Here is a 21,336-nt window from a genome sequence, read left to right as displayed (position 1 = left end):
AAAGCGGGGCGGCGGAAGTCTTTTAGCCCCTCCCCTGAAGGAGAGGGGCTTTGCGTCGAGCTTACTTCTTCAGCTTCACGCCGATGAAGAAGGCCGGCTGGCGACCGCGCACGACATAGAGCGCGACCTGCGAACGGCCCGCGGCCTTCGCCTGCATCACGATCGCACCGAGCGCTGCGGGCGTGGTGACCGGCGTGCCGTTGGCGGAGATGATCACGTCGCCGCGCTTGAGGCCCTTGGCGCCGGCATCGCTTGCCGGATCGACCATGCCGATGACGACGCCCGACACCGACGAATCGATGCCGAAGGTGCGCGCGATCTGCGGGGTCAGCGTCGCGACGGTGACGCCGAGCGGGTTCGATGCGGCCTGGCCGGCGGTCGGCGTGTCGCTGTCGTCCGACATGTCGCTGTCGGCGTCGGCATTCGCCTTGGCGAGCAGCACGTCTTCCGACGGGCGCGTGCCGATCGTCGCGATGATCGTCTGCGGGCGGCCCTGGCGCACGATGTCGAGCGGGACGCGCGTGCCCGGCGTGACGTTGGCGACCAGATAGCTGAGCGACTGGTCGGGGTTCACGTCCTTGCCGTTGACGCGCAGCACGATGTCGCCGACCTTGAGCCCGGCCTTGTCGGCAGGCTGGCCCGGCTCGATGCTGCGGAGCAGTTCGCCCTTGTTCTTGGCGAGACCGAACGACGAGGCGAGATCGTCGTCGATCGGCTGCGGGCCGACGCCGAGATAGCCGCGCGCGATCTTGGTGCCCTTCATCAGTTTCTCGATGACCGGCTTGGCGTCGGTCGCCGGGATCGCGAAGCCGATGCCGATATTGCCGCCACCGGTGCTGCCGAGGATCTGCGAGTTGATGCCGATCACGTTGCCGTTGAGATCGAACATCGGGCCGCCCGAATTGCCCTGGTTGATCGCCGCATCGGTCTGGATGAAGCGGTCATAGGCGCCGGCGCCGGTGACGCGGTGGAGCGACGAGACGATGCCCGCGGTGACGGTGCCGCCGAGGCCGAAGGGATTGCCGATCGCGACGATCCAGTCGCCGACGCGCGCCGAATCCGAATCGCCAAACTTCACGAACGGGAGGTTCTTCGCCTCGATCTTGAGCAGCGCCAGATCCGAGGTCGGGTCGCGGCCGATCAGCTTGGCGACATATTCCTTGCGGTCGGTCATCGTGACGGTGATCGAGTCGACGGTCGCGCCCTTGGCGCCTGCGGCGACGACATGGTTGTTGGTCACGACATAGCCGTCGGGCGAGATGATGAAGCCCGAACCGAGCGAGGTCGCCTCGCGCGTCGTCGGCGTGGCGCCGCCACCCTGGCCCTGCTGCTGGCCGAACAGCCCCTCGAACGGGGTGCCGGCGAACGGATTGGCGGGCTGCGCCTGCGTGATGTGCTGGCTAGTCGAAATGTTGACGACGGCGGGCTGCAGCTTGGCGACGAGATCGGCAAAGCTCATCGGCGCGCCGGGCTTGGGCGCGGCGGCGGCCATCACGGCGGGTTCGTTCTGGGCGGTCTGCGCGCCCCCGGCGGATGGCAACGCGATGGCAGTGGCGGTCCCGCTCAGCAGCAGGGCGGCGGTAATGGCGTAGGCGTAGCGCACGTGGGTCGTTTCCTCTCGTCTACCAATTGGCAGCAACACGATAGCTGATAGCCATGGTTGCTGAACGGCGATTGAATATCAACGGCTGGCGGGCCGTTACGGGGCCGTCAAATCAACGGCGCCCCTGAAATTCCTTCAAATAGGCGTTGTCGGGCGACAGCACCAACGACGTCGAACCCTTGGCGTCTTGCGCGAAGGTGTAGCGATACGACTGCATCGCCCGATAGAAATCGTAGAATTCGGCATCCTTGTTGAAGGCTTGCGCATAGATTTGCGCGGCCTGTGCGTCGGCCTGCGCCGAGATGATCTGCGCGGTCTGTGCGCCCTGTGCCTGGATCGTCAGCGCCTGCTGGTGGCGCGCGGTGCGCATCCGGTTGAGCGCGCTGTCGAACGGCGTGCCGCTCGGCAGGTCGGCATGCTTGATCCGCACGTCGACGATCTGCACGCCATATTGCGAGGCGAGGCGCTGGAGCCCCGAGCGGATGTTGCCCATCACCTGGGTGCGCTCGGGACTGAGCAGTGCCGCGAACGGACGCTTGCCGAGTTCGTTGCGCAGCGACGAGCTGAACAGCGGCTGGAGCTGGTCCTTGATGCGCTGCTCAGTGACCGAGGTGCTGCCGGTCGAGATCACCGCCTTGAGCGGATCGACGATGCGGAAGCGGGCGTAAGCGTCGACCTCGAGCCGGGTCTGGTCGGTCGAGAGCACGGGCTGGTTGTCGAGCTCGACGTCGAGCACGCGCTTGTCGACCCAGACGAGCCGGTCAATGAACGGCACGCGGAAGTTGATCCCGGCGCCGGTGCGGCCGAACACTTCGTTGGGGCGATATTCGTTGATCGTCGCGACGGGCTGCTGGAAGCGCAGGATCACCGCCTGGCGAGTCTCGGGCACGATTGCGATTGAGCTCGCGGCGACGATCAGCAGCAGAAGCGCGACGATCCCGATTGCGACGGGGTTGCGGAGAAGATTGCGGCTCACTGTGCGCCTCCCTGGGCTTGCGGGGCGGGCGCGATGGCCGGTGCGGCTTCGGGCAGACGGCGGCCGATCCCCGGCAGCGGAAGATAGGGAACGACCCCAGGCGCCTGGATGATCGTCTTGTCGGACTTGGACAGAACCTGCTCCATCGTGTCGTAATACATGCGCTTGCGGGTCACTTCCGGCGCGAGCTTGTACTGCGCATAGATCACGTCGAACGCGGCGGCCTCGCCCTGCGCCTTGGCGAGCACCTGTTGCGCATAACCGCGCGCCTTGCTGATATCGCTCTGCGCCTGCTGCTGTGCGGCCGAGACTTCCTTGAACGCGTCGGACACCTGCGCCGGCGCCTGCGCGCCCTTGATCGCGACACCCTGGATGCGGATCCCCGAATTATAGCCGTCGAGAATGTCCTGCATCGATTGCTGGACCTTGGTCTCGATCGCGGTGCGTCCGCCGCCGATCGCGTCGTCGAGCGTCGCGGTGGCGACCGCGGCGCGCATCGCGCTCATCGCGGTCGCCCGGAGCGTGCCGCGCGGATCGGCGATCTGGAAAGCGAAGTCCTGCGGGTTCGAGATCTGCCAGCGCACCGAATATTCGAGATCGACGATGTTCTGGTCGCTCGTCAGCATCAACTTGTCGGTCTCGGACGTGCCTTCGACATCGTCCGGGAAGCTCTCGGTGTTGATCGCGGCGACATCGACCTTGGCGACGTCGACGAACGGCGCCGGCAGCGTCACGCGGATACCGGGTTCGAGCGTTTCGGAATAGCGGCCGAGGAAGGTCACCACGCCGCGCTGCTGCGGCCCGATCGAGTGGAAGCTGGTGAGCACGATCCACGCGACGACAACGATGCCGACCGCGATGGCCCACAGGTTGGCGGCACTCGGCGCGCCCGGGATGCGCGGCCGTCCGCCGCCACCGAAGCCGCCGGGGCCGCTGCCGCCACCGCGCGCACGCTTGAGAAATTCGTCGAGCGCGCTCGGGCCGGGGGCATTGCCGCGCGGCTTGCCCGCCGGCGGTTGCGCCCACGGATTGCGCGGGCCGCCGCTCTTGTCGTCATCGCCACCAGTGCCACTCCCCCACGGGCCCTTGCCATCGGCGGATTGTAGGGAGGGGCGTTGGAACCAGCGCGATAGGATCGTCATGAAGCCTTTATAAGCACGGCCTCGCGCGAAAAACAGTGGCAAGCGCATCGGGCACGCCTATCTGCGCGGGATGACCGATCCGATTTCCCCCGATGCCGCCCTCAACGCCGCCCTTTCGCTCGTCGCCGGCACCCGCGCGACCGGGCGGATCGAGGAGGGGCGCGCCAGCGTCATCGTCGATGTCGGCGGCGTTCCCGAAGCCGACCATGCCGCGCTCGAGGCAGCGGTGCGCACCGCTGCCGCGACGATTGCGGGGGTGACCACGGTGCGGGTCGCGCTGACCAGCCAGCGCCAGCAGCGCGTCACGATCGCGGTCGGCAGCGGCAAGGGCGGCGTCGGCAAGTCGACCGTCTCGGCCAATCTGGCGATCGCGCTGCACCAGGCCGGGCGGCGCGTCGGGCTGGTCGATGCCGATATCTATGGGCCGTCGCAGCCGCGGCTGATGGGCGTCGCCGATCTCAAGCCGACCGCGCACAACAAGGTGCTCAATCCGGTGCAGACGCCGTTCGGCGTGCCGCTTCTCTCGATGGGGATGCTGGTTACCGCCGACCAGGCGATCGCGTGGCGCGGGCCGATGGCGGCGGGCGCGCTGACGCAGATGATGGACGCCAATTGGGGCGTGGCCGATACGCTGGTGATGGACCTGCCGCCGGGGACGGGCGACGTCCAGCTGACGATGATCCAGAAATATCGTCCGACCGGCGCGGTGATCGTCTCGACCCCGCAGGATCTTGCACTGATCGACGCGCGCCGCGCGATCGACCTATTCGTCAAGGCGGGCGTGCCGATCATCGGCTTGATCGAGAATATGGCCGGCTACGTCTGCCCTTCCTGCGGAGACGTGTCCGATCCGTTCGGCAACGGCGGCGCGGAAGCGGCAGCGAAGGAATTGGGGCTGCCTTTCCTGGGGCGGATCCCGCTCGACATGCGCGTGCGCGTCGCCTCCGATGCCGGGCAGCCGCCGGTGACGGGGAACGGGCCCGAGGCGGTGGCGTTCAAGCAGATAGCCGGCCACGTTTCCGGCTGGATTGCCAACGACTCACGGGGACATGCCTGATGCCGATCACCAGCGATAGCGACCTGCGCACCCTGCTCGAGGAGACCCGCACGATCGCCCTGGTCGGCGCGTCGGATCGGCCCGATCGGCCGTCTTATCGCGTGATGCGGACGTTGCAGGAGCATGGCTATCGCGTGATCCCGGTCAATCCGCAGATCACCGGCGAGCATCTCCACGGCGAATTCGTCTTTCGCGAACTGTCGCAGATCGGCGACCCGATCGACCTGGTCGATATCTTCCGCAATTCGGATGCGGCCGGCGATGCCGTCGACGAAGCGATCGCGGCGGGTGCCAAGGCGGTGTGGTTGCAGCTGGGCGTCGTCAACGAAGCGGCAGCGGCGCGGGCCGAGGCAGCGGGGCTCAAGGTCGTGATGGATCGCTGCCCGGCGATCGAACTGCCGCGGTTGGGCGTCGCCTTACTCTCCTGAGATCGGCTCGCCTGAAATTGGCCATGATTGCAGGGGAGTAACAGGGTCATGATGCTGCTGCTCCTCGCCGCGCAAGCCGCGACCCCCGCTGTCGCCGTTCCCGCGGCGCCGACCTCCTTTTCGATTCTGCAGACAGTGCCGAGCGAACCGTGCGTGCGGCGCGGCAAGGCGGTCGATCCGACCGACATCATCGTCTGCGGCAAACCGCTGCCGCTGCAGAAGCTGCCCTATCCCGACGAGGTCGTGCTCAACCGGCCCAAGCCGTCGAATCCCGACATGACGGGGATTGGTGCGATGGCGGTAGCGGGAAGTTCGCCGTGTGCGACGATGCAGGGCGGCTGTGCCGGGGGAATCGATTTCTTCGGCGGCGGCACGCAGGTGGTGCGGCTGATCCAGAAGGTCGTGTCGCCCGACAGCTGTTGCGAGCGACCCGGCGAGGCAAAGGACCTCGGCATGCTGGCCGGAGACGTCGCGCATGGCGTTGGCAAGATGTTCAAGAAGAAACCCGACAAATCCGGCCGCGTCGCGATCGCGCTCGACGATACGCCGCGGGAGTCGGTGATCTTGCCGTAAGCGGCAGCCACACGCGCATAACCGCCGTGAGCGCGGCCAACGTGCGCTGCCAATTCCAGGTGCGCACCCCTATCTCCGTTCGTGCTGAGCTTGTCGAAGCACTGTTCTTCCTTTCCGCCGTCGCGAAGAAGAACAGCCCTTCGACAGGCTTAGGGCAAACGGGGGGGTGCTTCTTACCCCAGGATATGCATCCACAGCGGCTGCCCGACCAGGCTCTGCGACCCGCGCAGTCGCTCGAGCGCTTGCGCGACGCAGCGCTCGGGGCCCTCATGCGTGACGATCGCGACCAGCACCGATCCGTCGGCATGCGCGCCGCGCTGCATCAGGCTCTCGATCGAAACGCCCGCATCGCGCATCGCTGCGGCGATCTCGGCGAGCACGCCGACGCGATCGGCGACCATGAAGCGCACATAAGCGCGCCCGCGCCGCTCGCCGGCATCGGCCGGGCCCTGCGCGGTCAAGGCATCGGCGGGCATCGCGAAGGCTGGGCCGAACTCGCCGCGCGCGATGTCGATCAGATCGGCGACGACGGCGCTCGCGGTCGGCCCATCGCCCGCGCCCGCGCCCTGGAACAGCAGCCGCCCGACGAAATTGCCCTCGGCGACGACCGCGTTGGTCGCACCGGTCACATGCGCGAGCGGATGGCTGACCGGCACGAGATGCGGGTGGACGCGCTGGAACAGCCCGCCGGGGCCGGCCTCGGCGAGCCCGAGCAGGCGCACGCGGTAGCCGAGCGACGCTGCCTCGGCGATGTCGGCGGCGAGCACGTGGCGGATGCCGGTCGCCGCGACGTCGCCGAACGCCGGCTGCGTGCCGAAAGCGAGGCTCGCGAGCAGCGACAGTTTGTGCGCCGCATCGACGCCGTCGATATCGAAGCTCGGGTCGGCCTCTGCAAACCCTAGTGCCTGCGCCTCGGCGAGCACGTCTGCGAAGTCGCGACCTTCCGCCTCCATCTTCGACAGGATGAAATTGCACGTGCCGTTGAGGATGCCGTAGACGCGCTCGATCTCGTTGGCGGCGGCACCTTCGCGTAAGCCCTTGATCACCGGAACGCCGCCCGCGACCGCCGCCTCGAACTTGAGCGCGACGCCGGCCGTTTCGGCAGCGCGCGCGAGCTCGAGCCCGTGATGCGCGAGCATCGCCTTGTTGGCGGTGACGAAGCTCTTTCCTGCGCCAAGCGTGGTGCGCGCGAGCGTGAGCGCAGGGCCGTCCGACCCGCCGACGAGCTCGACCACGACATCGACGTCGGCCTGCGCCAGCGCGGTGGTATCGTCGACCCATTCGAAGCGCGTCATGTCGACGCCGCGATCCTTGGTGCGATCGCGCGCCGAAACCGCGACGATCTCGATCGGCCGCCCGGCGCGCCGCGCGATCAGCGCGCCATTCGTATCGAGCAAGCGGATCACGCCGCCGCCGACAGTGCCGAGCCCGGCGAGGGCGATGCGCAAGGGTTTGGTCATAGCAGTCACACCTTCGTCTCCCCGGACTCGTTCCGGGGTCCCCCGACCAGCGCGCGCGCCGATCGCCGACTGCGCTAGCGGAGGAGTGGACCCCGGAACAAGTCCGGGGTGACGTGGGAATGCTATTTCTTGACCAGGCCGATCTCGACCAGCCGTTCGTGGAGATAGTCATGCGCGCTGATCGGCGTCGGATAGCGGTTGGGTCGCTCCGCGGTGATCGTCGAGGGCAAGGTTTCGATCAGGAAGTCGGGCGCGGGGTGGAGGAAGAACGGCATCGAGTAGCGCGAATGCCCGCGCCGCTCGGGCGCCGGGTTGACGACGCGGTGCGTGGTCGAGGGCAGGACGTGGTTGGTGAGCCGCTGGAGCATGTCGCCGACATTGACGACCATCGCGCCCTCGGGGGGCTTGATCGGCAGCCATTCGCCTTCCTTGGTCAGCAGTTGCAGCCCGGCTTCCTCGGCGCCGAGCAGCAGCGTGATCAGATTGATGTCCTCATGCGCCCCGGCGCGCACCTCGGCCGCATCGGCGGGGACGGGCGGGTAATGCAGCAGGCGGAGCACCGAATTGCCGTCCTTGACGGCAGGATCGAACCAGTCGGGCGCGAGGCCCAGATGCCGCGCGATCGCCGACAGCAAACGGTCGCCGGCTACGTCGAGGGCGGCGAACAGTTCGATGAAGGTCTCGCGGAAGCCCTCGGGCTGGTCGGGCCAGACATTGGGCGCCATCTGTGCTTCGAAGCGGTGGCCCTTGGCGAGCTCGCGGCCGACGTGCCAGAATTCCTTGAGATCGACATGCGTCGCACCCTTGGCGATCTCGGTCTTGAACGGCGTGTAGCCGCGCGCGCCGCCGCCGCCCGCGCTGAAATAGCTGCGCTTGGTGTCCTCGGGCAGCGCGAAGAACGCCTCGGTCATCGCCCAGGCGCGCGCGATCAGATCGGCGGGGACGCCGTGATCCGACACCACCGCGAAGCCGAACCGCTCGAACGAATCGCCCAGCGCCGCGGCGAAGGCGGCGGGATCGGCGGCTTCGTCGGCAAGCGACAGTGGCGGGACTTCGGCGGTGGGGGTGTCGAGCATGAGGGGCGTCCGTGATACTGGCAAAGCGCGAAGATAGCGGGGAATTGGCGCCGTGTCATCGCAAGTGCCGCCTCACCCGATCGTGATCACACCGTCCGCCTTGCCTTTCGCCACCGGGGTCAGCTCGAGCCGGAAGGGCTGGTCCTCGTCGGTCTTGCCGCTCAGCCCGGTACCGACGGGCGCGACCTTGAAGTTTGCCGCGGTCAATTTGTCCTTGAACCATTCGCGCACCGTCGTTGCGGCGGCGGGGCTGGTGAAGGTCACTCGGACGCGGCCGTCCTGCTTGGTGCCCGGGCGATCCTTGGCGTCGATGTTCAAACCGCCGATCGTCGAGCCGGGATAGAGATGCACGCCGTTCATCTCGAAATCCGACGCGTCGAGCTGAAGCTTGGGGATCTTCACCTTGCCCTTGAAGAAAGGCGTGTCGACCGTCGCCTCGCCATTGCCGTCGAGACTGCCTGTCGCATCGCCATCTGACGAATTGATCGAGATCGACGTGCCATGCTTGCCGCCGTCGCACGCGCTCAGCGCGAGCAAGGTCATGGCGCAGATCAGGGGACGAGACATGACGGACCTTTCGTGTGATATTGCTATAACACACTAAGGGCCCGCCACGATCGTCGTCAAGCGCCCAAACGCCTTACCACGCGCCTTACGACGCGAGGTTTTCCATCACCTTCTTGTGCAGCCACATGTTCATCGTCGCGCTGTCGTCGATGTCGCCAGTGTAGCCAAGCTCGTGCGCGAGCGAGACGCGGTTCTCGTGGCTCGGGTCGAGATCGAGCACCTTCATGAGATCGACGATCGAGGTCTGCCAGTTGAGCGGCTGGCCCTTCTCGGCGGCCTTCTGCGTCAGGATGGTATTGACGTCGAGCTTTGCTGCGGGGGCGGGGGTCGGCGTGGGGGCCGGCGCGGCGGCTGCCGGGGCGCCCGGATCGGACGGCGTGTTCATCTGCGGCATCGCAGTGGTGGACGGGGCGGCGTCTACCGGCGCGTCCTTGTGGCCCCAGATCGCGTCCTTGATCATCCCGAATATGCTCATGTCTTTGCTCCTCTCCCGGTTGAGCCTTGAGAATGCTCCGCGGATGCGTCGGTTCCGTTACGGTTGCGGCGGGCGATCGACCAGATGCGCGCTTTGCAGGGTGACCTGCGGCGCCCGGTCGGGCATGGGGCGCGCCATGGCCGCTCCCGAACATCCCCCGATGATCGACTCCCCGCCGCTGCGGCTGGTCGAGTTCGTTCCCCTGATCGCGGCGTTGATCGCGCTCGGTGCGCTCGGCATTGACACGATGCTTCCCGCGCTGCCCGACATTGCGCGGCGCCTCGGGGTCGATGCGATCCTCGATGGTCCGCTGATCCTGACGGTGTTCGTCGTCGGGCTCGGCATCGGCCAGCTGATCCACGGGCCGCTGACCGACCGCTATGGCCGGCGTCCGGTGCTGATCGCCGGGCTGGTCGCCTATATCGCGGGCAACCTCTGCGCTGGCCTTGCCAACAGTTTCGAGCTGCTGCTGGTCGTGCGCTTCGCCAGCGGCCTGGCGATCGCGGCGAGCCGCGTCGTGACGATCGCGCTGATCCGCGATTGCTTCTCGGGCCGCGCGATGGCGCAGGTGACGAGCCTTGCCTTCATGGTGTTCATGGCGGTGCCGATCATCGCGCCGAGCCTGGGGCAGGCGATCCTGCTGCTGGGATCGTGGCGGCTGATCTTCGAACTGATCGCCGCCGTCTCGGCGGTCTGCCTGATCTGGTTCGCGCTGCGCATGCCCGAGACGCTCAAGCCCGAAAATCGCGCGCCGCTGTCGATCCGCGGCATGCTGGCGGGGTGGCGGACGACGCTGTCGGATCGCTTCTCGGTCGGCTACACGCTCGCCGCGCTGATCGCGCAGGGGGCGCTGTTCGGCTATCTCAGCTCGATCCAGCCGATCATGGAGCGCGTCTTCCATCGCCCCGAACTGCTCGGCGCGGTGTTCGCCGCCTCGGCCGGCACGATGATGGCGGCCAACCTGCTCAATTCGCGGATCGTGATGAAGATCGGCATGCGCCGCATCTCGCAGACCGCCCTGGTGGTGATGATCCTGTCGTCGGGCACCGGGCTGGTGATCGGCCAGCTGGGCGAAGAGCCGTTGCTGTCGTTCGTGCTGGTACAGGCGGTGACGATGGCCTGCTTCGGGCTCGCCACGTCGAACATGTCGGCGATGGCGATGGAGAATATGGGCCGGATCGCGGGGGTCGCGTCGAGCGTCCAGGGCTTCCTCGGGATCACCGGCGGCGCGCTGATCGGCTGGGCGATCGGCCGTGGGTTCGACGGCACGACTTTGCCGCTTCACGCGGGCTTCCTCGTCGCAGGCGTGGCCGGGCTGCTGATCGCCGCGGTGGTCGAGCGGGGACGGCTCTTTCGCCCCAGCTGAGCGTATTTGGCGGGTCGCGCCGGAACCGAGTGCGGCTTGCGCGGTTCGCTCAAGAGCACGATCCTGCATCACGCGGGGAAGTCGGGAGAAGCGAGATGAGCATCGGTGGACATCAGGTGCCCGGCCAAGGCACGGGCGACGACGGTTTCGACGAAGAAGGCTATGACGAGAGTCAGCGCGCGGAGATCCTCGAGGTCACGCGCGACGGGCCGAGCGACGGCACGCTGCTGACCGATCTCGCGCCCGACATCGGGTCCGTGAACGACGACGATGACGAGAATGAAGACGATCTCGCGATGGAAGGCGACGAACTCGGCGAGGAAGATGACGACGCCGACGAGAGCGACGACGACGCGGATGAGGACGACGTCCAGGACGAGCTCGACGACGGGACCGTCGAGGACGACGAACTGACCGATCGCGACGACAAGGCCCTGCGTCCTTAACGCATTCACAGCTGAGCAAAGACGGGCGGCCGCGGAATTCTTCCGCGGCCGCCCGTTTGCATTCAGGCACTTGCACCGCGGTCGCAACGTGATACGCTGTATCATCACCTCAGAAGGAGTTGCCCGATGCGTGCACGATCCTTGAGCCCGGCGTTCGCCGACCACGGCCAGCCGATGGCAACGATGAACATGACCCCGCTGATCGACGTGCTGCTCGTGTTGCTGGTGATGATGATCATCACCGTGCCGATGATCACCAACACCGTTCCGCTCGACCTGCCGCAACCCGCGCCGATCCCGCCGCGCGACCATGTCTTCCACCGGCTCGATCTCCGCGCCGACGGTGGGCTGGCGTGGGACGGCACGGCGATCGCCGACAGCGCGCTTCCCGCCCACCTCGCCGCGCTGCGCCGCGATCCCGCGGCCGACCTGCAGATCGCCGCCGACGCCGCGGCGCGTTACGACCGCTTCGACCATACTCTGGCGACGATCAAGCGCGCCGGCATCACGCGGCTCGGCTTCATCGGCAACGATCGTTTCGCACACTTCGACGCAGAGTGAGGAACGGGCGCGATCTCTTCACGTTCTGTGGGAAGAGTTTCTGTCCCCTCTGGCGAGTAGCAGCCATGTCGCGTATTCTCAGTCTGTCGCTTCCGCTCCTCTTTCTCGGCGCCTGCACGTCCGAGACGACGGCGAATAGCAGTACCGTCGATATCAACGCCGCCGCGGCACAGGCGCAGGACGCGGTCGATTCCTATGGCGAGAACGTCGCCACCGAAGTGGTCAGCGAGCCCGAAGCCGATACGCCCGAGGCGGATGCGAGCAATAGCGCCGTCGCGGACACTGCGCTCGCGCCGCTCGATCCGCCCGCGCCCGGCACGCCGGGCGGGCTCGCCGACGATCGCACCCCGATTTCCGAAGCGCCCTTCACGCCGGACAGCGCGCAGGGCGCCGCCAATGTCGTGCAGACCTATTACGCGCTGATCGGCGAGCAGAAATATGCGCAGGCCTATGCGCTGCGCGACACTGGCGCCGGTACGCCCGCGGCCTTTGCTGCCGGCTTCGCGCGGTACAGCGAATATCACGCCAATATTGGCGCGCCCGGCACGATCGATGCCGGGGCGGGGCAACGCTACGTCACCGTCCCCGTCCAGGTCTACGCCCGGCTGCGCGCAGGCGGCACACCGGTCTACGAGATCGGCAGCGTGACGCTGCACCGCGCCGGCGACATCGATGGCGCGACCGCCGCGCAACGCCGCTGGCGGATCCGCGACATCGCGTTGAAGCCGGCGCCCAGACGCTGAGCCGAGCCGCTCAGTTACCCTTCATCACGTTGGCGAGGATGGCGAGATCGGCGGTATCGACCGCGGTGCCGGTCGCATCGGTTGGGGTGGCGTCACCGTCGGTCGCCTTGTGGTCCGCGGTGTGGACGGCATGCGCAGGCGGACCGAAGCCCACGACATCCACCGCAGTCCACACGATTCCGCCAGCCCACAGCAAGGCTGCCCAGCGGCTGAGAAAGAGTTTCCGGAACGGCACCGCCGTCGCATAGCGCGGCTGGGTTAACCGATCGGCTACAGCGAAGCGCGCTTACGGCGTCTCGGCGTGCGGCTCGCTCTCAGCGATATCGGCGGCCTTGGCGATTCTGCGCGCCGATCTCTTTGCCGCCGCGGGGGTCAGCGATGCCGCTAGCCCCTCGGGACCGTCGAGGATCACTTCGCCATGTTCGGCCGCCGCGTCGATCGGCGCATCCAGTGGTAATCGCGCCATGCTCGGCCTCCCTCTGGACAAAACGCGGCGCTCTGACGCAAGGTTCCGATTGAGTTGGGGAAACCATGTATACGCAATTGTTCTTGAAGACCCACCGTGTCCCGGCGCTCTCTGCAGAAGAACGGGCTGCACTCGAATCGGCGGTCGCACGCACCGCGACCTATTCCGCCAGGCAGATCATCGTTCGCCAGCAGACGCCGCTGACGCAGTGCACGCTGCTGCTCGACGGCTTCATCGAACGCTTCAAGGATACGCCCGAGGGGCGCCGCCAGATCCTCGCCATCCACATCCCCGGCGACTTCGTCGACCTGCATTCCTATCCGCTCAAGCGGCTCGAACATTCGGTCGCGGCGTTGACCGATGTCCGCGTCGCGCTGCTGCCCCATCCCGAGGTTCGCGCGCTGACCAAGCTGTCGCCGACGCTGACCGAATTGCTGTGGCGCTCGACGCTGATCGACGGCGCGATCAACCGCGAATGGATCGTCTCGGTCGGCGCGCGCAGCGCCGCGGTACGGCTCGCGCACCTGTTCTGCGAAATGTATGTGCGGCTCGAGCGGATCGGCCAGGCCGACTCGCCCACCTTCGCGCTGCCGCTGACGCAGGTCGACCTCGCCGACGCGACCGGGCTGACCGCGGTGCATGCGAACCGCATGCTGCGCCAGCTGCGCGAGCGCGGGCTGGTCGCCTTCCGCCAAGGGGTGGTCGAAATCCTCGATTGGGACGCGCTGCGCAATTTCGCCGATTTCGACCCGGGCTATCTGTTCTTCGATTGACCCGCCGGGCCGCGCCTCAGACGCGCGGCCCGCTCAGCACTACCCATGCAGATAATGCGTCTGCGCCGCGTCGGTCGCGTTCACCGCGAGGATCGAGCGCGCGTCGCTCGGGACGAGCGGTTTGCCCTGCCGATCGGCCGCGGCGCCGATCACGCGGTGGAGCAATTCCTGCCCCTCGGCCCACCAGCCGATCCCGCTCGCCGCATTGAGATGACCCTGCGGCCCGGCATCGACGAAATGGCTGCCCCAGCCGACCGCCAGGCTGTGCGCGCGGTCGATCGCGATCCACGGATCGTCGCTGCTCGCCACCACGATCGACGGGAACGGCAGCGGCGCGACCGGCGTCGGCCCGAACGCGGCGAGTTCGGCTTGCGCATCGGCCCGGTCGACGTCGGCGGGGGCGACCAGCAGCGCGCCCGCGACCGGCCAGCCATAGGGCTGCCGCGTCAGCTCGGCCCACCACGCGACCGCGAGGCAGCCGAGGCTGTGCGCCGCGAGAATCACCGGCGCCTGCGCCGAGCGGATCGCCTGGTCGAGCTTGGTCACCCAGGCGTTGCGATGCGGCGTGTTCCACATGCCGAGCTCGACGCGAACGGTATCGGGCCGCGCTTGCTCCCACAGGCTCTGCCAGTGCGACGGACCCGATCCGCCGAGCCCGGGCACGGTCAGGATGGTCGGTTGAACGGGGTCGAAACTCGAAAAGCTTCCCATCGATTCTCTCCCAATGCCCGGAAATACGGGCAGAGAGACGTGACCGCCCGTGCTCTAGGGGGACGCCGTGCGGCCACGCCTCCCGAGGTCAAAAGCTATTCCTACTATTCGCGGGGACAATAGCGTTGCGTCCAGTCGAACGCCGCGTGCGACGATCGGAAAGTCGCCGTTCAACTCGGCGTAATCGGGGCCGCGCCGGTCGCGCGGCAGCAACGCGACTCGCAAGAGGCTTGCAGTCGGCGGTCACTTCGCGTTGGAAGCGGCGATGGCCAAGATCCGTGCAGACCAACTCCTCGTCGATCGCGGCCTTGCCGAGAGCAAGACGCGCGCGCAGGCGCTGATCATGGCCGGGCTGGTCTTCGCCGGCGAGCGCAAGATCGACAAGCCAGGGCAGGCGATCGCCGACGATGTCGTGCTCGACGTGCGCGGGCGCGATCATCCGTGGGTGTCGCGCGGCGGGATCAAGCTGGCGCACGGGCTCGATGCGGTCGGCTGGGATGTCGCGGGCGCGGTGGCGATCGATGTCGGCTCGTCGACCGGCGGCTTCACCGACGTGCTGCTGCAGCGCGGCGCAGCGCGCGTCTATGCGGTCGACAGCGGCACCAACCAGCTCGCCTGGAAATTGCGGCAGGACACGCGCGTCATCGTCCACGAACAGACCAGCGCCCGCATCCTGACGCCCGCGCACATTCCCGAGCCGGTCGACCTGATCGTGTGCGACGCGAGCTTCATCGGCCTCGCCAAGGTGCTCGAGACCCCGCTCGGCTTCGCGCGTGCCGACGCGCGCCTGCTCGCGCTGATCAAGCCGCAGTTCGAGGCCGGGCGCGGCGAGGTCGGCAAGGGCGGGGTGGTGCGCGATCCCGCGATCCATATGCGGGTGTGCGACGAAGTGGCGGCGTGGGTGGTTGCGCAAGGCTGGTCGGTCGCGACCGTAGTCGAAAGCCCGATCACGGGTCCGGAAGGCAATGTCGAGTTCCTGATCGCCGCCATTCGGGACAGTTCGGCCGAGGCGACCGCGAAAATCAGCGGGCGCATTGCGGAGCGACCGCTATAAGACCGGTGACGATAGCGCTGCGGGACTCAGGGAATCACGGTCCGGTGGCGCCGGATCCGACGCGGGAAGGGCATAGGCTTTGAGGGAAATCGCATCCAAGCAGCAATTGCGGCTGGCGTTTCTGCGCTGGGCGGTGGTGACGGTACCCTTCATGCTCTTGGTCGGTTTCGCTGCGGCGCGGCTTGCGCCGGCGGGCTCGCAGAACGCGTGGTACAGTGCGCTCGCCAAGCCCGTGCTCACGCCGCCCGACTGGGTTTTCCCCGTCGCCTGGAGCGCGATCTACATCCTGCTCGGCTTGGCGCTCGCGATGGTGCTGCACGCCCGCGGGGCGCGGCTGCGCGGGCTCGGCATCGCGCTGTTTGCGGTGCAACTGGTCGTCAACCTGACCTGGTCGCCGATCTTCTTCGGGATGCACCAAGTCGGTCTGGCGCTCGGCATCGTCGTCGCGATGTTCGCGCTGACGGTCGCGATGGCGCTGGTGTTCGCGCGGATTCGCGTCGTCGCTGCTTGGCTGCTGCTGCCCTATCTTGCGTGGTTGCTGGTTGCTTTCTACCTCAACTATGGAATTCTACGGTTGAACCCGGGTGCCGAAACCCTTGCGCCGTCCTCGTCCACTACCCAGATCATCAGAACATAACGCGACTGGATTTACGTCTCATGCAATCCGACAACAAGATTTTCGACGACTTCGCCAAGTTCCTCAACGGCGCTGCCGGTACGCTGGCCGGCGTCGGGCGCGAGGCCGAAGCCGGTGCGCGGTCGCGCGCCAAGGAATGGATCGGCGGGCTCGACTTCGTCTCGCGCGACGAGTTCGACGCGGTCAAGGCGATGGCCGCAGCGGCGCGCGACGATGCCGACGCGCTGCGCGCGCGGATCGACGCGCTCGAGACCAAGCTCGCCGCCGTGCCCAAGGCGGAAGGCTGATCTGATCTTTTCCACAGTTTTTTCAAGCGATCGGGCCCCCCTGTGGCGCCGCGCCTGTTGCGCGGCCGCCACATCCTGTAGTGCAGGCATGGGAGACGCGAAGTGATGCTCGACGAAGCCGATTTCGACCACGACGACGCCGCGCCGATCGACATGCTCGAAAGCTATTTTGCCGCGCATGGCTGGGAGCACGAGCGGCAGGACGACGAGGTCATCGCCAAGGTCAAAGGCAGCTGGACGCAGTATGAGCTGCGCGCCTTGTGGCGCGAGGAAGACAGCGTCATCCAGTTCCTCGCTTTCCCCGACATCCGCGTCGCGGATGACCGGCGCGCGGCGATCTATGAGGCGATCGGGCTGATCAACGAACAGCTGTGGGTCGGTCATTTCGAGCTTTGGTCGTCGAGCGGCATCCTGCTCTATCGCCACGCCGCGATGATCGAGGGGGAGGGCGGCACGATGTCGCTCGCCGCCGCCGAGTTGATGGTCGAAAGCGCGATCGATGAATGCGAGCGGTTCTACCCCGTCTTCCAGTTCGTGCTGTGGGGCGGCAAGTCGCCCAAGGAAGCGCTCGCCGCGGCGATGACCGAGACCCAGGGCGAAGCGTGACCGATCGCCACGCGAACGGTGGGGCGCCGATCCGCCGCGTGTGGATGATCGGCTGCGGCAATATGGGCGGCGCGATGCTGCGCCAGTGGATCGCCAGCGGCGTGCTTGCCGCGGATCAGGTGGATGTCGTCAACCGTGGCGAGCGCGCGCTGCCACCGGGCGTGCGACAAGCGCGCACCTTCCCCGAGGGTGCGCTGCCGGATGCGGTGATCCTCGCAATGAAGCCGCAGCAGATCGACGACATCGCCGCGCGCTTTGCCGGTCGTATAGCAGGCGTCCCGTTGCTGGTGTCGATCCTTGCGGGCGTCGAGGAGGCCGCGCTCGCGGCGCGCTTCCGCGCTGGCGCGATCGTGCGCGCGATGCCCAACCTGCCCGTCGGGATCGGCCGCGGTGTGGTCGCCCTCGATTCGGCGAGCCGCGACGATACGCTGCGCGCGGCGGTCGTCGCGCTGATGGCGCCGCTTGGCCTGGTCGAATGGGTCGCGGCGCCGCAGTTCGATGCGGTCACAGCGCTCGCCGGCAGTGGCCCCGCCTTCCTCTATCGCTTCATCGATGCGCTCGCGGCGGCGGGCGCGGCGCAGGGGCTGCCCGACGATCAGGCGCAGCGCCTCGCGCTGGCGACGATCGAAGGCTCTGCGCTGCTTGCTGCGGCGGCGGATGTCGGTCCGGGCGAATTGGCCGAGCGCGTCGCCAGCCCAGGCGGGTCGACGCGCAAGGGGCTCGACGTGCTCGATGCCGACGGCGCGCTCGAGCGCTTGCTGATCGCGACGATCGCGGCCGCGACGCGTCGCAACGCCGAAATGGCCGCCGCCGCGCGCTGAGCGTGGCGCGTGCGACCGGCTACTGCGCCCAGCTAGGGTATCAGTCGCGAAGCCCGGACAGGTGCGCCATGCCTTCGTCGCCGATCATGCCTTCCAGCACCGACCAGAAACCGCTCACCGATTGCTGCCCGGCGCGCGCATAGGCGGCGCCCCAGCATTGCCGCACCGTTTCGAACAGTTCCTGCTCGAGCTCGACGCCTTCGGGCGAAAGCCGCAGCAGCCGCTGACGCCGATCGCGTTCGCCGACGCGCGTCTCGACCAGCTTGCGCTCGACCAGTTCGTTGAGCACGCGCCCGAGCGACTGCTTGGTGATGCCGAGCAGCCCGAGGAGCGCACTGACGGTGAGATCGGGGTGGCGTGCGATGAAATAGACCGCACGGTGGTGCGCCCGCCCGAGACCGAGCGCGGCGAGCCGCCCCTCGGTCGCGCGGGAAAGCGTGCTCTGGGCAAAATACAAAAGCTCCATTCCGCGCCGAATCTCGGGTTCGCGCAGAAAGAGCGGTGAGGCAGAGGCGATTGCTGTGGCCATGTTGACCGCGTTTGACGCCTCCCGTAGACGCCTTCAACCCCCAATTTGTAACAGAATGTCGCATTTCATGTCGCACGATGCACAACGTGAACCGCAGATGACTCAAGCGGCGAAAAGCGACCGTATTTTTGCGGTCGAGCCGCATGCGACGCCGATTCCGGTGGCCGAGCGCAGCGCGATGCTGGTCAATCCCGGCTTCGGTCGGGTGTTCACCGATCACATGGTGACGATCCGCTATTCCGAGGCGGCGGGCTGGCACGACGCCAAGATCGTCGCGCGCGCGCCTTTCCAGATGGATAGCGCCTCTGCCGTGCTGCATTATGCGCAGGAAATCTTCGAAGGGATGAAGGCCTATCGCCTGCCCGACGGTGGCGCCGCGCTGTTCCGCCCGACCGCGAATGCCGCCCGCTTCCGCAAGTCGGCCGAGCGGATGGCGATGGTCCCGTTGCCCGAGGACCTGTTCGTCGAATCGGTCCGCGCGCTCGTCCGGCAGGAAGCCGCCTGGATCCCCGAGATCGACGGCGGCGCACTCTATCTGCGCCCGTTCATGATCGCGAGCGAAGTGTTCCTCGGCGTCAAGCCGTCGGCCGAATATCTCTATGCGGTGATCGCCTCGTCGGTCGGCGCCTATTTCAAGGGCGACGCGCCCGCTGTCACGCTGTGGGTGACGCAGGACTATACGCGTGCGGCGCCGGGCGGCACCGGGGCGGCCAAGTGCGGCGGCAATTATGCCTCGAGCCTGATCGCCCAGGCCGAGGCGACGCGGCAGGGCTGCGACCAGGTGCTCTTCCTCGACGCGATCGAGCGGCGCTGGATCGAAGAGCTGGGCGGCATGAACATCTTCTTCGTGTTCGACGACGGCAGCATCGCGACGCCGCCGCTGACGGGCACGATCCTGCCGGGCATCACGCGCGATTCGCTGATCACGCTGGCGCGCGACATGGGGCTGACGGTGCGCGAGGAGCCCTATGCGATCGACCAGTGCCGCGCCGACGCCGAAAGCGGCCGCCTGCTCGAGGCGTTCGCCTGCGGCACCGCGGCGGTCGTGACGCCGATCGGCACGATGAAACTGCGCGACGGCGGCTTCCGGATCGGCAGCGGCGGGGCCGGGCAGACCACGATGCGGTTGCGCCAGGCCTTGATCGATCTCCAGCGCGGCACGGCACCCGATCCGCACGGCTGGCTCGATCGCGTGCTGTGATCAGCACTATCGGGCTTTCCAAGCCCGGAAACGCACCCTAAAGACCCGCTCTCCCGGATTGGGGCGTCGCCAAGTGGTAAGGCAGCGGCTTTTGATGCCGCCATTCGCAGGTTCGAACCCTGCCGCCCCAGCCAGAGACCGTCCATAGCGGTCCACAACGGGAGAAGAAACGGCAGATTTCTGCGGGCTTGCTGTCCATAACGGTCCACAGCCAACCAGTGACAGATACCCGGTTGCATGGTAGAAAATTGAAATTCTACCATGCGTTTTCGGGAATCTACCATAGATGCTGACCGACACAGCGATCCGCGCACTCAAGCCCGCCGAGAAACCGTTCAGACGATCGGACTCCGGCGGGCTTCTGATTCAGGTCGAGCCCGGTGGCGCAAAGCTTTGGCGCATGACCTATTCGCTCCACGGCAAACAGAAGATGCTGTCAGGCGGCGCCTACCCGAAGGTGAGCCTCGCGGCCGCCCGGCGATTCCGTGACACGATCCGCGAGCAGCTCGACAATGGGCAGGACCCGTCAGCGCTCCGGAAGGCGGCCAAGGTGCAGGCAGTCGGTGACTCGTTCGAGGTGGTCGCGCGGGAATGGCACACCGCCCGACAGACGCAGTGGGCGCCGAAATACAGCGCCCTGATACTCAGTCGACTGGTCGACGACATCTTCCCGGCCATCGGCGCAATCCCGATCGGTGACATCGACAACCCGACGATGCTGGCCGCGATCCGCGCGATCGAGAAGCGCGGCGCCGTCGATACCGCGCACCGGGTGAAGAATTATTGCAGCGAGATCTTCCGGTACGCGATCGCCGACAACAAGGCATCGCGCGACCCGGCGCACGATATCGGCGCTGCCATGAAAAGCCGGCCGCCGCAGAAGAACTACGCCAGGCTCAAGCCGATCGAGATGCCCGAGTTCTATCGTCGGCTGCGCGCAAGCGACTGCGATATCGCCACGAAGCATGCGCTGGAGTGGACGATCCTCACGATGGTGCGGTCATCGGAAACCCGGTTCGCCCAGTGGTCGGAGATCGAGGGGGATGTGTGGAGGATTCCTGCGGAACGCATGAAAATGGCAACTGAACACATCGTGCCGTTGAGCACCCAGGCGCAGGCGCTGCTATTCGAGATCAAGAAGCGCGCCGGCACCAGCAAATGGCTGTTCCCGGTTGGCTATGCGCACCGGCATGAGGTTATCAGCGCGAATCGGATGAGCGATTGGATGCGGGATAACGGCTACGAGGGCAAAGCTGTCCCGCACGGTTTCCGGTCACTGGCATCGACGGTGCTTAATGAGTCTCGATTGTGGGGTGCTGACGTCATCGAGCGCCAGCTTGCGCATCTGACCGGGAATGCCGTGAGACGCGCATACAACTCGGCCGAATATCTGCCCGAGCGATTCCGTATGCTCCAGTGGTACGGCGATCTGGTCGACCAGTGGCGCGGCACCGATGACGAGTTTGCTGCGCTGATGGGGTGAGGCAGATGCTGAAACGCCGCGGTTGCGAGAGGGCAGCAACCGCGGCGTTTTGCGCGTCCCGGCTAGATCGCGCGAGGAAAGGGGTGAACCTCGCGCGATCTCCGTCAGGAGAGAATCACCTTTAGAGTGACTCGGTGCGGTTTGTCAACCGCGTAGATATGGATCACCTCCCTTCGTGCGACGTTCGAGGGTTGGCAGATTTCGGATCATCTCAGCCTCCTATATCGATCGAGTCGCTCGACAACCGAGAAATGACACGCCTGCGGTTGACTGTCCATAGCGATCAAACTATCAA

26 protein-coding genes and 1 tRNA gene are annotated in these 21,336 nt (G+C 66.9%); 16 read left to right on the top strand and 11 right to left on the bottom strand.

The genetic code is table 11. From position 1 onward, the window contains the following. Positions 1 to 61: 61 nt before the first annotated feature. From U1872_RS06680 to hflK, 3 genes are all read right to left on the bottom strand, one after another. A complete protein-coding gene (locus U1872_RS06680) occupies positions 62 to 1,603 on the bottom strand; it encodes a Do family serine endopeptidase (RefSeq protein WP_332792113.1) in 1,542 nt (513 codons plus the stop codon). Between the two features lie 112 nt (positions 1,604 to 1,715). After that, positions 1,716 to 2,579, bottom strand: coding sequence for a protease modulator HflC (gene hflC / locus U1872_RS06675; RefSeq protein ID WP_332792112.1), 864 nt, complete (start codon positions 2,577 to 2,579; stop codon positions 1,716 to 1,718). Beyond that, complete coding sequence (hflK, locus tag U1872_RS06670; RefSeq protein ID WP_332792111.1) at positions 2,576 to 3,721, bottom strand: protease modulator HflK; 1,146 nt, start codon at positions 3,719 to 3,721, stop codon at positions 2,576 to 2,578. Before hflK ends, hflC begins: the two co-directional genes overlap by 4 nt. 70 nt (positions 3,722 to 3,791) lie before the next feature. On the opposite strand from hflK, the gene U1872_RS06665 reads away from it, so the two are divergent. The 3 genes from U1872_RS06665 to U1872_RS06655 are packed head-to-tail and all read left to right on the top strand — an operon-like array spanning position 3,792 to position 5,779. Next, positions 3,792 to 4,778: an Mrp/NBP35 family ATP-binding protein gene (locus U1872_RS06665; protein WP_332792110.1), complete on the top strand. Its 987-nt coding sequence runs from the start codon at positions 3,792 to 3,794 to the stop codon at positions 4,776 to 4,778. Continuing rightward, complete coding sequence (locus U1872_RS06660; protein WP_332792109.1) at positions 4,778 to 5,206, top strand: CoA-binding protein; 429 nt, start codon at positions 4,778 to 4,780, stop codon at positions 5,204 to 5,206. The genes U1872_RS06665 and U1872_RS06660 overlap by 1 nt, the downstream gene beginning before the upstream one ends. Positions 5,207 to 5,254: 48 nt before the next feature. After that, positions 5,255 to 5,779: a hypothetical protein gene (locus U1872_RS06655; protein ID WP_332792108.1), complete on the top strand. Its 525-nt coding sequence runs from the start codon at positions 5,255 to 5,257 to the stop codon at positions 5,777 to 5,779. Positions 5,780 to 5,952: 173 nt separating this feature from the next. Here U1872_RS06655 and U1872_RS06650 read toward each other — a convergent pair whose 3' ends face one another. The 4 genes from U1872_RS06650 to U1872_RS06635 form a co-directional block, all read right to left on the bottom strand. Next, complete coding sequence (locus U1872_RS06650; protein ID WP_332792107.1) at positions 5,953 to 7,239, bottom strand: homoserine dehydrogenase; 1,287 nt, start codon at positions 7,237 to 7,239, stop codon at positions 5,953 to 5,955. Between the two features lie 122 nt (positions 7,240 to 7,361). Beyond that, the gene (locus tag U1872_RS06645) at positions 7,362 to 8,315 is read right to left on the bottom strand and encodes an isopenicillin N synthase family dioxygenase (RefSeq protein WP_332792106.1); all 954 of its coding nucleotides are present in this window, start codon (positions 8,313 to 8,315) and stop codon (positions 7,362 to 7,364) included. A gap of 72 nt (positions 8,316 to 8,387) precedes the next feature. Then, on the bottom strand, positions 8,388 to 8,882 hold the full coding sequence (locus U1872_RS06640) for a hypothetical protein (RefSeq protein WP_332792105.1): 495 nt from the start codon (positions 8,880 to 8,882) through the stop codon (positions 8,388 to 8,390). Positions 8,883 to 8,967: 85 nt separating this feature from the next. Beyond that, a complete protein-coding gene (locus U1872_RS06635; RefSeq protein WP_332792104.1) occupies positions 8,968 to 9,357 on the bottom strand; it encodes a DUF3597 domain-containing protein in 390 nt (129 codons plus the stop codon). Positions 9,358 to 9,493: 136 nt separating this feature from the next. Between U1872_RS06635 and U1872_RS06630 the strand changes: the two genes are divergently transcribed. The 4 genes from U1872_RS06630 to U1872_RS06615 all read left to right on the top strand — a co-directional run bounded on the left by U1872_RS06630 (position 9,494) and on the right by U1872_RS06615 (position 12,473). Then, positions 9,494 to 10,723, top strand: coding sequence for a multidrug effflux MFS transporter (locus tag U1872_RS06630; RefSeq protein WP_332792103.1), 1,230 nt, complete (start codon positions 9,494 to 9,496; stop codon positions 10,721 to 10,723). Between the two features lie 95 nt (positions 10,724 to 10,818). Beyond that, on the top strand, positions 10,819 to 11,169 hold the full coding sequence (locus U1872_RS06625; protein ID WP_332792102.1) for a DNA primase: 351 nt from the start codon (positions 10,819 to 10,821) through the stop codon (positions 11,167 to 11,169). A 126-nt stretch (positions 11,170 to 11,295) separates the two neighbouring features. Beyond that, entirely contained in the window at positions 11,296 to 11,730 is a 435-nt protein-coding gene (locus tag U1872_RS06620; RefSeq protein WP_332792101.1) for an ExbD/TolR family protein, read from the top strand. 65 nt (positions 11,731 to 11,795) lie between these two features. Next, entirely contained in the window at positions 11,796 to 12,473 is a 678-nt protein-coding gene (locus U1872_RS06615; RefSeq protein ID WP_332792100.1) for a hypothetical protein, read from the top strand. A gap of 10 nt (positions 12,474 to 12,483) precedes the next feature. Here the strand turns inward: U1872_RS06615 and U1872_RS06610 are convergent, their stop codons facing one another. Both U1872_RS06610 and U1872_RS06605 read right to left on the bottom strand, forming a co-directional pair. After that, positions 12,484 to 12,708: a hypothetical protein gene (locus U1872_RS06610; RefSeq protein ID WP_332792099.1), complete on the bottom strand. Its 225-nt coding sequence runs from the start codon at positions 12,706 to 12,708 to the stop codon at positions 12,484 to 12,486. Between the two features lie 51 nt (positions 12,709 to 12,759). Continuing rightward, positions 12,760 to 12,939, bottom strand: coding sequence for a hypothetical protein (locus tag U1872_RS06605; RefSeq protein WP_332792098.1), 180 nt, complete (start codon positions 12,937 to 12,939; stop codon positions 12,760 to 12,762). Between the two features lie 83 nt (positions 12,940 to 13,022). Between U1872_RS06605 and U1872_RS06600 the strand changes: the two genes are divergently transcribed. Further along, the gene (locus U1872_RS06600; protein ID WP_332792097.1) at positions 13,023 to 13,712 is read left to right on the top strand and encodes a Crp/Fnr family transcriptional regulator; all 690 of its coding nucleotides are present in this window, start codon (positions 13,023 to 13,025) and stop codon (positions 13,710 to 13,712) included. A gap of 39 nt (positions 13,713 to 13,751) precedes the next feature. On the opposite strand, the gene U1872_RS06595 is transcribed toward U1872_RS06600, so the two are convergent. Next, entirely contained in the window at positions 13,752 to 14,423 is a 672-nt protein-coding gene (locus tag U1872_RS06595) for an RBBP9/YdeN family alpha/beta hydrolase (RefSeq protein WP_332792096.1), read from the bottom strand. A 265-nt stretch (positions 14,424 to 14,688) separates the two neighbouring features. Here U1872_RS06595 and U1872_RS06590 point away from each other — a divergent pair, with 265 nt between their 5' ends. From U1872_RS06590 to proC, 5 genes are all read left to right on the top strand, one after another. Then, a complete protein-coding gene (locus U1872_RS06590) occupies positions 14,689 to 15,477 on the top strand; it encodes a TlyA family RNA methyltransferase (RefSeq protein WP_332792095.1) in 789 nt (262 codons plus the stop codon). A gap of 79 nt (positions 15,478 to 15,556) precedes the next feature. Then, the gene (locus tag U1872_RS06585) at positions 15,557 to 16,114 is read left to right on the top strand and encodes a TspO/MBR family protein (protein ID WP_332792094.1); all 558 of its coding nucleotides are present in this window, start codon (positions 15,557 to 15,559) and stop codon (positions 16,112 to 16,114) included. A gap of 20 nt (positions 16,115 to 16,134) precedes the next feature. Continuing rightward, positions 16,135 to 16,401, top strand: coding sequence for an accessory factor UbiK family protein (locus U1872_RS06580; protein WP_332792093.1), 267 nt, complete (start codon positions 16,135 to 16,137; stop codon positions 16,399 to 16,401). Between the two features lie 105 nt (positions 16,402 to 16,506). Then, the gene (locus tag U1872_RS06575) at positions 16,507 to 17,007 is read left to right on the top strand and encodes a type III secretion system chaperone family protein (protein WP_332792771.1); all 501 of its coding nucleotides are present in this window, start codon (positions 16,507 to 16,509) and stop codon (positions 17,005 to 17,007) included. Between the two features lie 44 nt (positions 17,008 to 17,051). Continuing rightward, the gene (gene proC / locus U1872_RS06570; RefSeq protein ID WP_332792770.1) at positions 17,052 to 17,828 is read left to right on the top strand and encodes a pyrroline-5-carboxylate reductase; all 777 of its coding nucleotides are present in this window, start codon (positions 17,052 to 17,054) and stop codon (positions 17,826 to 17,828) included. A gap of 40 nt (positions 17,829 to 17,868) precedes the next feature. On the opposite strand, the gene U1872_RS06565 is transcribed toward proC, so the two are convergent. Beyond that, positions 17,869 to 18,357: a MarR family transcriptional regulator gene (locus U1872_RS06565; RefSeq protein ID WP_332792092.1), complete on the bottom strand. Its 489-nt coding sequence runs from the start codon at positions 18,355 to 18,357 to the stop codon at positions 17,869 to 17,871. A gap of 97 nt (positions 18,358 to 18,454) precedes the next feature. On the opposite strand from U1872_RS06565, the gene U1872_RS06560 reads away from it, so the two are divergent. The 3 genes from U1872_RS06560 to U1872_RS06550 all read left to right on the top strand — a co-directional run bounded on the left by U1872_RS06560 (position 18,455) and on the right by U1872_RS06550 (position 21,041). Then, positions 18,455 to 19,558: a branched-chain amino acid aminotransferase gene (locus tag U1872_RS06560; RefSeq protein WP_332792091.1), complete on the top strand. Its 1,104-nt coding sequence runs from the start codon at positions 18,455 to 18,457 to the stop codon at positions 19,556 to 19,558. Between the two features lie 59 nt (positions 19,559 to 19,617). Further along, positions 19,618 to 19,692: transfer RNA gene (locus tag U1872_RS06555), tRNA-Gln, on the top strand. A 152-nt stretch (positions 19,693 to 19,844) separates the two neighbouring features. Then, entirely contained in the window at positions 19,845 to 21,041 is a 1,197-nt protein-coding gene (locus tag U1872_RS06550) for a tyrosine-type recombinase/integrase (RefSeq protein ID WP_332792090.1), read from the top strand. Positions 21,042 to 21,336: the final 295 nt, after the last annotated feature.

This window comes from Parasphingomonas frigoris, assembly GCF_036663815.1.
GTDB lineage: Bacteria > Pseudomonadota > Alphaproteobacteria > Sphingomonadales > Sphingomonadaceae > Sphingomonas.
The sequence above is the reverse complement of the archived record's forward strand: the minus strand, read 5'-3'. Positions and strand labels throughout refer to the sequence as shown.